Raw genomic sequence first — 12,748 nt, 5'->3', positions numbered from 1 at the left:
AGAGAAGGTTATTTTTTTTATACATATAGAATAGGTACTAATTATAGACAATGCAAATGAAAAATTTAGTAGGGGAGTGGAGTGAGTATGCGATTAAGTGAATTAAGCGGTAAAGAGGTTGTAGATATAGAAAAAGCGGAAAAAATGGGAGCCTTAGGTTATATGGATTTAGAGATTAATGAGAAAGACGGACAAATACAAACACTTATAATACCTGTAGGGAAGTGGGGAGGTTTTAAAAAGGAACCACAAGAAGTAAGGGTGGCATGGAGTCAAATAAAGAAAGTCGGACACGATATGCTTCTTTGTGATAGTATAGATCGTTCAAATTCGGAGTGAAGGATGGCCATTTTGGTCATCTTTTTTTGTATCTACATAGAAACCTGATAAATCATGTGTGCATTTGGATTTTCAATCACCATAAACTCGTACATTACATATGATGTGGAGGAAAAAGAAAAAGTAGGCACTTTTCTTATAAATGACAGAAAAAGAAGGTGAATTAGGGAATGTTGACTGAGATGCATATTGCTGTCATAGGAGGAGATGCAAGGCAGCTAGAAGTAATTCGTAAGCTAGTTGAATTGGATGCGAAACTTTCTTTGATAGGTTTTGATCAGTTAGATCATGGTTTCACAGGGGCAGCAAAAGAAAGTATACAAAATTTAGATTTCACTTCTGTAGACGCAATTATTTTGCCGGTTGCCGGTACAAATGCCAAAGGAGAAGTAGATACTATTTTTTCAAATGAAAAAGTTTCAATAACGAAAGAACAAATTGAAAATACACCAGAACACTTTACTATATATTCAGGTATTGGTACACCTTACTTGGAAAATCTCGTATCTACTACGAATCGAAAACTTGTTAAATTATTTGATCGTGATGATGTAGCAATATACAATTCTATTCCAACGGTAGAAGGTACATTAATGATGGTAATTCAACATACCGACTATACAATTCATGGGTCCAATGTAATGGTTCTAGGATTTGGGAGAACAGGAATGAGTGTTGCGAGAGCATTTCAATCATTAGGAGCCCATGTCAAAGTTGGAGCAAGACGATCTGAACATATTGCACGTATTACAGAAATGATGTTTTCTCCTTTTCATATGCAAGACATAGAGAAAGAAGTAGGAAATATCGATATTGTAATTAATACGATTCCGCATCTCGTTGTAACAGCGAATGTTATTGCAAAAATGCCAGCTCATACGTTAGTGATTGATTTAGCTTCTAAACCAGGCGGTACTGACTTTAGATATGCGGAAAAAAGAGGAGTCAAAGCATTGCTAGCACCTGGATTACCAGGTATTGTTGCCCCAAAAACGGCTGGGCAAATTTTAGCAAATGTTCTTTCTCAGTTATTAGCAGCAGATGCAATTGCAAAGGAGGAGGAAAAGAAATGAGTTTGAAGGGGAAACGAATTGGTTTCGGATTTACAGGTTCACATTGTACGTATGAGGAAGTTATGCCGCACTTAGAAAAATTAATTGCTGAAGGAGCAGAAGTACGTCCTGTTGTTTCATACACTGTTCAATCAACAAATACTAGATTTGGAGAAGGAGCAGAGTGGATTAAGAAGATTGAAGAAATAACAGGTTTTAAAGCAATTAATTCAATTGTTGGAGCAGAGCCACTTGGACCTAAAATTCCATTAGACTGCATGGTAATCGCTCCTTTAACAGGAAATTCTATGAGTAAATTTGCAAATGCAATGACAGATTCTCCAGTACTAATGGCAGCAAAAGCGACGCTAAGAAATGGCAAGCCTGTCGTATTGGCGGTTTCGACGAATGATGCTTTAGGGTTAAATGGGGTAAATCTCATGCGCCTAATGGCAACAAAAAACATCTACTTCGTCCCATTCGGCCAAGATGCACCGGAGAAAAAACCGAACTCAATGGTAGCTCGCATGGAGCTGCTGGAAGATACAGTGTTAGAAGCGCTGCAAGGGAAGCAATTGCAACCGGTGGTCGTAGAAAAATTCAGATATATGAATTAAAAAACGAAAAAAAACGGACAATTTTTGATGAAACCATCATTCTTACTGTAGAATATGATAAAATTAACGTTATTAAGATCAGAAGGGGTATTGTATACTCCTTCTGATTCTAAGTTATAGAAGGATTGGTATCTAGAAAGGGGCATAGTGATGGAAAAGCAAAAAACTTTTCATGTCGCTGTAGTTGGAGCAACCGGCGCAGTTGGTGAACAAATGTTAAATACTTTAGAGAAACGAGAATTTCCAATCGGGAAATTAACGTTACTTTCATCTAAACGATCTGCAGGTAAGAAACTTGTATTTAAAGGCGAAGAATTTACAGTTCAAGAGGCAACTCCTGAAAGCTTTGAAGGAGTAGATATCGCACTATTTAGTGCTGGTGGATCTGTATCGAAACAATTAGCGCCAGAAGCAGCAAAACGCGGTGCGATTGTTGTTGATAATACAAGTGCATTCCGTATGACAGAAAACGTGCCACTTGTTGTACCTGAAGTAAATGAAAACGACTTAAAAGAACATAATGGTATTATTGCAAATCCAAACTGTTCTACAATTCAAATGGTAGTAGCTCTTGAGCCAGTTCGTCAGCAATATGGTTTAAAACGAGTAATCGTTTCCACATATCAAGCTGTATCAGGTGCTGGTGCGGCAGCTATTGAAGAACTGCATGAACAATCACAAGCAATCTTAAATGGCGAAGAAGTTAAGGCAAATGTTCTTCCTGTATCAGGTGATAAGAAGCATTTCCAAATTGCTTTTAATGCGATTCCACAGATTGATAAATTCCAAGATAATGGATTTACGTTTGAAGAAATGAAAATGATTAACGAAACGAAAAAAATTATGCATATGCCTGAATTAGAAGTAGCGGCAACATGTGTACGTTTACCAGTTGTATCAGGACACTCTGAGTCTGTTTACATCGAAGTAGAAAAAGAAGGCGTAACAGTAGCAGAATTAAAGAGCTTACTTGCAAATGCGGAAGGTATTGTTCTGCAAGATAATCCAGAAGAGCAGTTATATCCAATGCCAGCTACTGCAGTAGGTAAAAACGAAGTATTCGTTGGAAGAATCCGTAAAGATTTAAATAACGATAAAGGATTCCATCTTTGGGTCGTATCTGATAACTTATTAAAAGGCGCTGCATGGAATTCTGTTCAAATTGCAGAGCGCTTAGTAAAATTACAATTAGTGTAAACGGCTAAGAGAAGGTGCAAAATATGAAAATAATTGTTCAAAAATTTGGTGGCACATCAGTACGTGATGATAATGGACGTAAGCATGCGCTTCATCATATAAAAAAATCATTAGCTGCTGGTTATAAAGTGGTTACTGTCGTATCTGCTATGGGCCGTAAAGGTGAACCATATGCAACGGATACGTTATTAAGTCTTGTAAATCAAGAGGAATCTACTATTTCTAAACGTGAGCAAGATTTATTATTATCGTGCGGAGAGTTAATCTCTGCAATTGTTTTCTCTAATATGTTGAATGAGAACGGTATAAAAGCAGCAGCGTTAAATGGTGCACAAGCTGGTTTTGTAACGAATGATGACTTTACGAATGCAAAGATTATTGAAATGAATTGCGATCGTATACATGAAGAATTAGCAAATGTAGATGTAATCGTCGTTACAGGATTTCAAGGGCAAACGAAAAAAGGTGATACGACAACACTTGGGCGCGGAGGTAGTGATACTTCAGCTTCAGCATTAGGTGTTGCACTTCATGCTGAATACATCGATATATTCACTGATGTAGAAGGTGTTATGACTGCAGATCCTCGTATTGTAAAAGATGCGCGTCATCTTCAAACTGTAACGTATAACGAAATTTGTAACATGGCTTATCAAGGTGCGAAAGTCGTTCATCCACGTGCAGTTGAAATTGCGATGCATGCAAAAGTGCCACTTCGTGTACGTTCTACGTATTCTGAAAGTGAAGGTACTCTTATTGCAGCATACGATGGTGCTACAAAAGGGCAGGATGTAGAAGAGCGTCCTGTTACAGGTATTGCCCACGTATCGAACGTAACACAAATTAAAGTACTTGCAAAAGAAACGGCATACGACATACAGCAGCATGTATTTAAAGAAATGGCAAACGAAGGCATTAGTGTTGATTTAATTAACATTTCTCCTACTGGTGTAGCTTACACAGTAAATGATAATGTATCAGCTCGTGCTGTCGAAGTGCTAAAACAACTTGGATATGAGCCAATTGTGACAGAACATTGTGCGAAAGTATCTATCGTTGGAGCTGGAATGGCAGGCATCCCAGGGGTTACTGCAAAAATCGTTACAGCTTTAGCAGAAAAAGGTATTCAAATCCTGCAATCGGCAGATAGTCATACAACAATTTGGGTTCTTGTAAAAGAAATTGATTTAGTGGAGGCTGTAAATGCATTACATAGTGCGTTTGAGCTTTCAAAAGAAAAGCAACTGGAACAATAAGGAGTGAGACCATGATAGATTTTGGGACAATTGCAACCGCGATGGTAACACCGTTTGATATAAACGGGAATATCGATTTTGCAAAGACAACGAAATTGGTAAATTATTTAATTGATAACGGTACAACAGCAATCGTGGTAGGAGGAACGACAGGAGAATCTCCTACATTAACTTCAGAAGAGAAAGTAGCGTTATATCGCCATGTCGTATCTGTTGTCGATAAAAGAGTGCCCGTAATCGCTGGAACAGGTAGCAATAATACGCATGCTTCTATTGACTTAACTAAAAAGGCAACAGAAGTTGGTGTGGATGCAGTAATGCTAGTAGCACCGTATTATAACAAACCGAGTCAAGAAGGAATGTATCAGCATTTTAAAGCAATTGCTGAAAGCACGCCGCTTCCGGTTATGCTATATAACGTTCCGGGACGATCTATTGTACAAATCTCCGTTGATACAGTTGTTCGTTTATCAAAAATAGAAAACATTGTTGCTATTAAAGATGCCGGCGGCGATGTGTTAACAATGACAGAAATCATTGAAAAAACAGCGGACGACTTTGCGGTATACAGCGGTGATGATGGTTTAACGTTACCAGCTATGGCAGTTGGAGCGAAAGGTATCGTTTCGGTAGCATCTCATGTTATCGGAAACGAAATGCAAGAAATGATTACAGCATTTCAATCAGGAGAATTTAAGAAGGCACAAAAATTACATCAATTACTTGTAAGAGTAACTGATTCATTATTTATGGCGCCAAGTCCAACTCCAGTAAAAACAGCGTTACAAATGGTTGGATTAGATGTAGGTTCTGTACGTTTACCACTTCTTCCATTAACAGAAGAAGAAAGAGTAACGTTACAATCTGTAATGCAATCTATCCCTCGTTAATAAAAAATGACCTAGTGTAGAACTAGGTCATTTTTTATTATATGCAAATCTTTTTCTCGTTTTCTCACCTATATGTGTTCTTATAAGAATATTAATCGCTTCTTCATTATGTGTATAAGAAAATAATCGTACTCCTTTAACCGAGTCAAAAAATGATAGATATTATGGAATAAACGTAATAAACTACGGTGTTTGTTTTTAGAGAAATCCCCTCAAATTTGACGTAATTCATAAAAAAACTCCATTTTGTAAGTGTTTTTGTTGGATTCTAGAAAAATAAATCTTGAAACTCCCTATTATGAAATGAATTTAGCGTATGTATGGCTAGTTCTTCAAAATAATATGGAGTATAAAATCGAAGTAAATATAAAGGAAATACCTTCGATACTTTTGTTGTCATTCCGTTCTTTTACTCTTTCTTTCGCACGATTTAACTTGTGTTCTATTTCTTGTATCAGGTATAATATGGCTAAGTAGCTTAGTACGGGTATGCTTAGCAAAATTGGGAAAAATTATAATTTAATTAAATTTTCATATCATATCGAATAAGATATTTGATTTATATAATGAAAGAGAGGTGAAACCTGGTTTAAAAAATAAACAAGGACATGATATCGCATAACGGTAAGGACATTCGTCTTGGACGGTGAAAATATGGTGGTTGTAGAGTTTCCCCTGGTGTCTCTGCAATTTTAGTGAAATCAGTGTTTGCAAGATTTTTAAACCAGGCAACAACATGAAGAGAAAAGAGAATGAGTCTGTTAAAGTATTTGCTCTTGGTGGAGTAGGTGAAATCGGGAAAAACATGTACTGTGTTGAAATTGATTCTGAAATCTTTATCGTAGATGCAGGGTTAATGTTCCCGGGAGATGAAATGTTTGGAATTGATATCGTTATTCCTGATATTACATATTTAGTGGAAAATCAAGAGCGAGTAAAAGGTTTATTTATTACTCACGGTCATGAAGATCATATTGGTGGAATTGTGTATGTACTTCGTAAATTATCTATTCCAGTCTATGCAACGAAATTAACAGTAGGACTTATACAAGAAAAACTTGGTGAAGCGGGCATGTTAGGCCGTGTAGACCTAAAAACAATCGATTCAAATTCAACAGTAGAATTTAACACTACAACGGTGTCATTCTTCGGAACAACACATAGTATTCCAGATTCTGTTGGCGTTTGTTTCCATACATCAAAAGGCGCAGTCGTATATACGGGAGACTTTAAATTCGATCAAACTCCAATTGGAAATAGTGGAGCAGACCTTGGGAAAATGGCGCAAATCGGAAATGAAGGCGTACTTTGCTTATTATCTGATAGTACAAACGCAGAGCGCCCAGGTTATACAGGTTCAGAAAAAGAAGTTGGTGTAGAAATCTCTAAAGTGTTCTATGGCGCAGAAGGTCGTATTATCGTTGCTTCATTTGCATCAAATGTACATCGTATTCAACAAGTATTTGATGCAGCTGCTGAAACAGGGCGAAAAATAGCGGTAGTAGGACGTAGTATGGTGAAAGTAGTAGACATTGCAAGACGTCTTGGTTATTTAGATGTTCCAGAAGGTATGGTTATTTCATTACAAGAAGTAGACAACTTCCCAGAGAAAAAGGTAGCTATTTTAACGACAGGTAGTCAAGGTGAACCGATGGCTGCTCTATCTAGAATGGCAAAACAAGCACATAAACAAATTTCAATTCGTAAAGGTGATACTGTTATCATTGCTGCTTCGCCAATTCCGGGTAATGAAATATCTGTATCAAAAATTATTGATTTGTTATTTAGAGCTGGAGCTGAAGTTGTTTATTACGGCGAAAGAAAAGTTCACGTGTCAGGTCACGGTAGCCAAGAAGAATTAAAATTAATGTTAAATTTAATGAAACCAAAGTACTTTGTACCCGTACATGGTGAGTTCCGTATGCAAAAAGCGCATGCATATTTAGCTGAAGATGTAGGTATTACAAGAGAAAATATCTTTATCGTAGAAAAAGGCGATGTAATTGCTTTTGGTGACGATGAAGCGAACTTAGTCGGTAAAGTACAAGCTGGTAATGTTTTAATTGATGGATTAGGTGTAGGTGACGTTGGTAATATCGTTCTTCGAGATAGAAAGATGTTATCTCAAGATGGAATACTAGTAGTTGTTGTAACGCTTGGTAAAGATGAAAAGAAAATTATCTCTGGTCCAGAAATCATTTCACGTGGTTTCGTATATGTTCGTGAATCAGAAGCATTAATTGAACGTTCTACAGAGATTGTACGTATGATTGTTGAGCAGTCAATTAAAGAATATTCAATTGAATGGTCAATGTTAAAACAAAATATTCGTGAATTATTAGGACAGTTCTTGTACGAAGAGACAAAGAGAAAACCTATGATTTTACCGATTATTATGGAAGTATAAAAAAGATCACCCTTATGGGTGATCTTTTTTCTTTTTAACCCTATCGAATGAAATTTATAACTTAAGAAATAATAGTTATATACGAGTGAAAGGGGATGCGAAATGACAGAACGTGATCGATATACAAATGAAGAAAAAGAAGCTGAGCCAAAAGAAGCTGGAAAAGAGGCTTCAATAGTCGAAAAAATTCAACAGCTTGGACAGACAAATGTACCACAGATGAATGAATCACGTATTCATTGTTTAACGATTATCGGACAAGTGGAAGGTCATGTTCAATTACCACCGCAAAATAAAACAACAAAATACGAGCATATCATTCCGCAAATTGTTGCGATTGAACAAAATCCGAAAATTGAAGGTTTGCTTTTAATATTAAATACGGTTGGAGGTGACGTTGAAGCTGGGCTAGCAATTTCTGAAATGGTAGCTTCACTTTCAAAACCAACAGTATCTCTAGTTTTAGGTGGGGGACATTCCATCGGTGTACCGATTGCTGTTTCTACTGACTATTCGTTTATTGCGGAAACTGCGACGATGACAATTCATCCAATTCGTTTAACAGGTCTTGTCATAGGTGTGCCACAAACATTTGAGTATTTGGATAAGATGCAAGAAAGAGTCATTCGTTTTGTGACGAAGCACTCAAAAGTAACAGAAGATCGTTTTAAAGAGCTTATGTTTGCGAAAGGGAATTTAACGCGAGATATTGGGACGAATGTAATTGGTGGGGATGCAGTAAAGTACGGTCTTATAGATGATGTTGGCGGTATTGGAAATGCGATTCGAAAATTAAACGAATTAATAGATGTTCGCGCGGAAGATAGTACAGAAGGGACAATGCTACAATGATTTTATATACAATTATGCCAGAGCAACTTGTGTATCCGGCCGATTATTCACAATGTGAAAGTCAAAAAGTTGTAAATATAAATGGTGTGGAATTAATGGTTTCTGAAGAGGAACATGGATGTTATTCTATTGTACGTGTGCTAAGTACGGACCCACTTCACTATTTAGAGTTTGAGCCCGGTCAGAAAATAACCTTTTAGCAAAAAGAAGGATTTTGTTTAGAAGCTATGGTATAATATAAAAAACAAGACGGTTGAGCAGCCATGAGTAGGCTGCTTTCTTCTGTTTATTTAGCATTTTACAAGAAGTGTAAAAATAGAAGATATAAAGACCTGAAAAATAGAGAAAACAGACATATAAATAGAGCGTTTTGAGGGGAGCTTTATTTATATGTAGAACGCGAGGTGAAGAAATGGCAAAACAAAAGCAAAGAGGGACGAAGGCAAAGGCAAGACGTACGATAAAGCCAACTTTGTATTATGAAATCGTCGGTTTAACTCTTTTTGCACTTTCAATCATTACGATTTTACAGCTAGGCGTTGTAGGAAAATCGTTTGTGTTATTTTTTCGCTTCTTCTTTGGTGAGTGGTACATAATTGGTGTGTTAGGTGTAATAGCTTTATCGGTTTCCTTTGTTATAAAACGCGGATGGCCGAACCTTTTAAATAAACGATTAATTGGATTTTATTTAATTGTATTGGCGATATTAATGTTTAGTCATATTACATTATTTAACCTTCTTACAAAAGATGGAGCAGTGCAAAATACTTCTGTTATTGTGAGTACGAAAGATAACTTCTTTCTTGAAATGAAAAAGGGGCCAGATAGCGTTCATTTAGGTGGTGGTATGTTTGGTGCGCTTATGTTCGCAACATGTTACTTCTTATTTGACGAAGTAGGAGCTTATATCATTGGTATTATTCTAGTTATTCTCGGTATACTTTGTATAACAAATAAGCATATTGGAGAAGTGTTAGCGCCAGTTGGTAGAATTCTTAGAAGTCAATTTCAAGTGATGCAAGGGGATTATAAAGATTGGAGAGCTAAAAGAACGGCTGAACAAACAGAAAAGAAAAAAACAACAAGAAGCACAAGAAGCAAACGTGCTGCAGAACAAGAAGAAATTATTGAGCCGATGGAAGAAATTTCAATTGATCCTCCGATTATTTCGAATTTCACTGAGAATTATCCTGTAAATGAAGAAGAGGATAAACGAATCGAAGTAGAGGAAGAAGATTTGATCACTTCACCGTTTATTGAAGAGACTCCGCCAATTGAAGAACCAAAGAAAAAGCGTGGAGAAAAAATTGTTGAATCGTTAGAGAGTGAAGCGCAAGCACCTCCTATGCAATTTTCAAATGTAGAAAATAAAGATTACAAGCTTCCTTCACTTGATATATTAAAATTTCCAAAGAATAAGCAAGTTACAAATGAAAATGCGGAAATTTATGAGAATGCTCGTAAATTAGAACGTACATTCCAAAGTTTCGGAGTGAAAGCGAAAGTAACAAAAGTACATAGAGGTCCTGCAGTTACAAAATATGAAGTGTATCCTGATATGGGGGTAAAAGTAAGCAAAATTGTCAGTTTAAGTGATGATTTAGCCCTTGCTTTAGCTGCAAAGGACATTCGTATTGAAGCGCCAATTCCCGGGAAATCAGCTGTAGGGATCGAAGTTCCGAACTCAGAAGTTTCGATGGTAACACTGAGGGAAGTGCTTGATTCTAAGGCTAATAACCATCCGGAAGAGAAGTTGTTAATTGGTCTTGGCCGAGATATTACAGGTGAAGCTGTATTAGCCCGTCTAAATAAAATGCCCCATTTACTCGTAGCTGGTGCGACAGGTAGCGGGAAAAGTGTATGTATTAACGGTATTATTGTTAGTATTTTAATGCGTGCAAAACCACATGAAGTAAAATTAATGATGATTGACCCGAAAATGGTAGAGTTAAATGTATATAACGGTGTGCCTCATTTGTTAACGCCAGTTGTAACTGATCCGAAAAAAGCATCGCAAGCATTGAAAAAAGTTGTGAGTGAAATGGAACGTCGTTATGAATTGTTTGCTCATAGTGGTACACGTAACATTGAAGGATACAACGATTATATAAAAGAGCATAATAGTCAATCAGAAGCGAAACAACCCGAATTACCTTATATTGTAGTAATTGTGGACGAGTTAGCAGATTTAATGATGGTTGCTTCGTCTGATGTAGAGGATGCGATTATGCGTCTAGCGCAAATGGCTCGTGCTGCTGGTATTCATTTAATTATTGCAACGCAACGTCCGTCAGTTGATGTTATTACGGGTGTTATTAAAGCAAATATTCCATCACGTATTGCATTCGCTGTATCTTCTCAAACAGATTCTCGTACAATTCTTGACGGTGGTGGTGCAGAGAAGCTACTAGGTCGTGGAGACATGCTGTTTATACCAATTGGTGCATCGAAACCTGTACGTGTACAAGGCGCATTTTTATCAGATGATGAAGTTGAGAGAGTTGTAGAATATGTCATTGGACAGCAAAAAGCACAATATCAAGAAGATATGATTCCGCAAGATGTTCCTGATACGAAGCAGGAAGTAGAAGATGAATTATATGATGAAGCGGTTCAACTTGTAGTGGAAATGCAAACAGCATCTGTTTCTATGTTACAACGTAGGTTTAGAGTAGGTTATACGCGAGCTGCTCGCCTAATTGATGCAATGGAAATGAATGGTGTAGTAGGTCCATATGAAGGTAGTAAACCGAGAGAAGTGCTCATTAATGATGTACAAGAAAAAAGTTCTTAAAAAAAGCCTAATTGTTTTTACAATTAGGCTTTTTTATATAGTGTTTTTGTTATATACTATACTCAGTAATAAAGAAAGGGCTTACATTCAGGAGCGCTCTTTAGAATACGAATACTTTGAGTATGTTTTATGTAAATGTTCGATATTTAATGCAGAAAAATGTTAGATTTTGTTGACACGTATGAGAGCAAGTGGTAAGATTACTTCGAAAAGAATCACTGCCTCATATAATCTTGGAGATAAGGTCCATAAGTTTCTACCTGGCAACCATGAATTGCTAGACTATGAGGGGAAAAGTGTGTAACAAAGGATGTAAAGGATCTTTGTGCCGAACTTTTTCTCGAAATGAGGAATGTTTATGGTGCAAAGTTTTTTTTATGCAATAAAGAGTGAAAATTTCATTAAAAAAAATTATTATTATTTATTCGACAATTACGCTTATTTTGGTGTTTAGTCATTTGTACTATGTTGTAAGTTGAAAAAAGAGAAAAGAAGTCTTACATCAGAGGTCGAATAATTGAAATGCGGGGGAGTCTTATGTCAGTAAAATCCGATAGTCGTCACCTATATCTACGGGTGATTGATCACATCAAAGAAAAAATTAAAGATGGGGCTTATAAAGAACGACAAAAGTTACCATCAGAGTTTGATTTAGCGAAAGAACTTGGCGTAAGTAGAGCGACTTTAAGGGAAGCGTTGCGTATTTTAGAAGAAGAAAATGTTGTCATTCGTAGACATGGTGTAGGGACATTTGTAAATGCAAAGCCATTATTTTCTTCTGGAATAGAACAACTTTCTAGTATTACAGATATGATTTCTAGTGTGGGGAAAACACCAGGAACAATCTTTTTATCATCATCTACTACAACTTTAACAGAAGAGGAAAAAGAGAAGTTTAATAGTGAAGATGGTTTTAATGCAGTGATGATTGAACGCGTACGTACAGCAGATGGGGAACCTGTGGTGTATTGTATCGATAAACTTGCAAAAGAAATATTGCCAGATTTATCGGGTTACAATGAGGAATCATTATTAACGGTGATACATAATAACACACATAAGCGCATAACATATGCGGTTGCCCACATTGAGCCAATTGGCTATCACCCTAAAATCTCACCGATTTTAGAATGTGAGCCTGAAACAGCACTGCTTGTATTAAAACAAATGCACTATGATCAAAATGATGAGCCAATCTTATATTCTATCAATTACTTTAGAGCTGATAAATTTAGCTTCCACGTATTAAGAAAGCGTATGTAGGTAAATTCCTTTTTAGGGAGGTGACAGCAAGAAGTAAGGAACAGCAGCGTAAGAATAAATAAATATATATCATTTTTGGAG

General features: G+C 36.6%; 11 protein-coding genes and 1 riboswitch. All 11 genes read left to right on the top strand.

Translation table 11 applies throughout. The features are described from left to right. Positions 1–87 precede the first annotated feature (87 nt). The 11 genes from BHV55_RS19060 to BHV55_RS19005 all read left to right on the top strand — a co-directional run bounded on the left by BHV55_RS19060 (position 88) and on the right by BHV55_RS19005 (position 12,667). Positions 88–339, top strand: coding sequence for a YlmC/YmxH family sporulation protein (locus BHV55_RS19060; protein WP_001239756.1), 252 nt, complete (start codon positions 88–90; stop codon positions 337–339). Between the two features lie 170 nt (positions 340–509). Further along, on the top strand, positions 510–1,412 hold the full coding sequence (dpaA, locus tag BHV55_RS19055) for a dipicolinic acid synthetase subunit A (RefSeq protein WP_000954735.1): 903 nt from the start codon (positions 510–512) through the stop codon (positions 1,410–1,412). Further along, the gene (gene dpaB / locus BHV55_RS19050; RefSeq protein ID WP_000053596.1) at positions 1,409–2,008 is read left to right on the top strand and encodes a dipicolinate synthase subunit B; all 600 of its coding nucleotides are present in this window, start codon (positions 1,409–1,411) and stop codon (positions 2,006–2,008) included. The genes dpaA and dpaB overlap by 4 nt, the downstream gene beginning before the upstream one ends. 150 nt (positions 2,009–2,158) lie before the next feature. Then, positions 2,159–3,205 carry an aspartate-semialdehyde dehydrogenase gene (gene asd / locus BHV55_RS19045; protein WP_016080543.1) on the top strand — a complete coding sequence of 349 codons (1,047 nt, stop codon included), beginning with the start codon at positions 2,159–2,161 and terminating at the stop codon, positions 3,203–3,205. A gap of 23 nt (positions 3,206–3,228) precedes the next feature. Then, positions 3,229–4,461 carry an aspartate kinase gene (dapG, locus tag BHV55_RS19040; protein WP_070756910.1) on the top strand — a complete coding sequence of 411 codons (1,233 nt, stop codon included), beginning with the start codon at positions 3,229–3,231 and terminating at the stop codon, positions 4,459–4,461. Between the two features lie 11 nt (positions 4,462–4,472). After that, positions 4,473–5,351 carry a 4-hydroxy-tetrahydrodipicolinate synthase gene (gene dapA / locus BHV55_RS19035; protein ID WP_070756909.1) on the top strand — a complete coding sequence of 293 codons (879 nt, stop codon included), beginning with the start codon at positions 4,473–4,475 and terminating at the stop codon, positions 5,349–5,351. 736 nt (positions 5,352–6,087) lie between these two features. Further along, the gene (locus BHV55_RS19030) at positions 6,088–7,758 is read left to right on the top strand and encodes a ribonuclease J (RefSeq protein ID WP_070756908.1); all 1,671 of its coding nucleotides are present in this window, start codon (positions 6,088–6,090) and stop codon (positions 7,756–7,758) included. Between the two features lie 102 nt (positions 7,759–7,860). Beyond that, positions 7,861–8,610 carry a translocation-enhancing protein TepA gene (gene tepA / locus BHV55_RS19025; protein ID WP_000139806.1) on the top strand — a complete coding sequence of 250 codons (750 nt, stop codon included), beginning with the start codon at positions 7,861–7,863 and terminating at the stop codon, positions 8,608–8,610. Next, positions 8,607–8,810 carry a YlzJ-like family protein gene (locus tag BHV55_RS19020; RefSeq protein WP_000605020.1) on the top strand — a complete coding sequence of 68 codons (204 nt, stop codon included), beginning with the start codon at positions 8,607–8,609 and terminating at the stop codon, positions 8,808–8,810. The genes tepA and BHV55_RS19020 overlap by 4 nt, the downstream gene beginning before the upstream one ends. Positions 8,811–9,022: 212 nt before the next feature. After that, positions 9,023–11,404: a DNA translocase FtsK gene (locus BHV55_RS19015; RefSeq protein WP_001118776.1), complete on the top strand. Its 2,382-nt coding sequence runs from the start codon at positions 9,023–9,025 to the stop codon at positions 11,402–11,404. A 203-nt stretch (positions 11,405–11,607) separates the two neighbouring features. After that, positions 11,608–11,709, top strand: a riboswitch (purine riboswitch). A gap of 232 nt (positions 11,710–11,941) precedes the next feature. Next, positions 11,942–12,667, top strand: coding sequence for a GntR family transcriptional regulator (locus BHV55_RS19005; RefSeq protein ID WP_000114182.1), 726 nt, complete (start codon positions 11,942–11,944; stop codon positions 12,665–12,667). Positions 12,668–12,748 lie beyond the last annotated feature (81 nt).

The sequence above is a fragment of the Bacillus sp. RZ2MS9 genome (genome assembly GCF_001816185.2).
In the GTDB taxonomy this organism is placed as follows: domain Bacteria; phylum Bacillota; class Bacilli; order Bacillales; family Bacillaceae_G; genus Bacillus_A; species Bacillus_A cereus.
This window is presented reverse-complemented; position numbering and strand designations above follow the sequence as displayed.

Coding starts and splice junctions, on each gene's coding strand:
- asd (WP_016080543.1), top strand. CDS start 2,159: ATGGAAAAGCAAAAAACTTTTCATGTCGCTGTAGTTGGAGCAACCGGC.
- BHV55_RS19015 (WP_001118776.1), top strand. CDS start 9,023: ATGGCAAAACAAAAGCAAAGAGGGACGAAGGCAAAGGCAAGACGTACG.
- BHV55_RS19030 (WP_070756908.1), top strand. CDS start 6,088: ATGAAGAGAAAAGAGAATGAGTCTGTTAAAGTATTTGCTCTTGGTGGA.
- dpaB (WP_000053596.1), top strand. CDS start 1,409: ATGAGTTTGAAGGGGAAACGAATTGGTTTCGGATTTACAGGTTCACAT.
- dpaA (WP_000954735.1), top strand. CDS start 510: ATGTTGACTGAGATGCATATTGCTGTCATAGGAGGAGATGCAAGGCAG.
- tepA (WP_000139806.1), top strand. CDS start 7,861: ATGACAGAACGTGATCGATATACAAATGAAGAAAAAGAAGCTGAGCCA.
- dapA (WP_070756909.1), top strand. CDS start 4,473: ATGATAGATTTTGGGACAATTGCAACCGCGATGGTAACACCGTTTGAT.
- BHV55_RS19060 (WP_001239756.1), top strand. CDS start 88: ATGCGATTAAGTGAATTAAGCGGTAAAGAGGTTGTAGATATAGAAAAA.
- BHV55_RS19005 (WP_000114182.1), top strand. CDS start 11,942: ATGTCAGTAAAATCCGATAGTCGTCACCTATATCTACGGGTGATTGAT.
- BHV55_RS19020 (WP_000605020.1), top strand. CDS start 8,607: ATGATTTTATATACAATTATGCCAGAGCAACTTGTGTATCCGGCCGAT.
- dapG (WP_070756910.1), top strand. CDS start 3,229: ATGAAAATAATTGTTCAAAAATTTGGTGGCACATCAGTACGTGATGAT.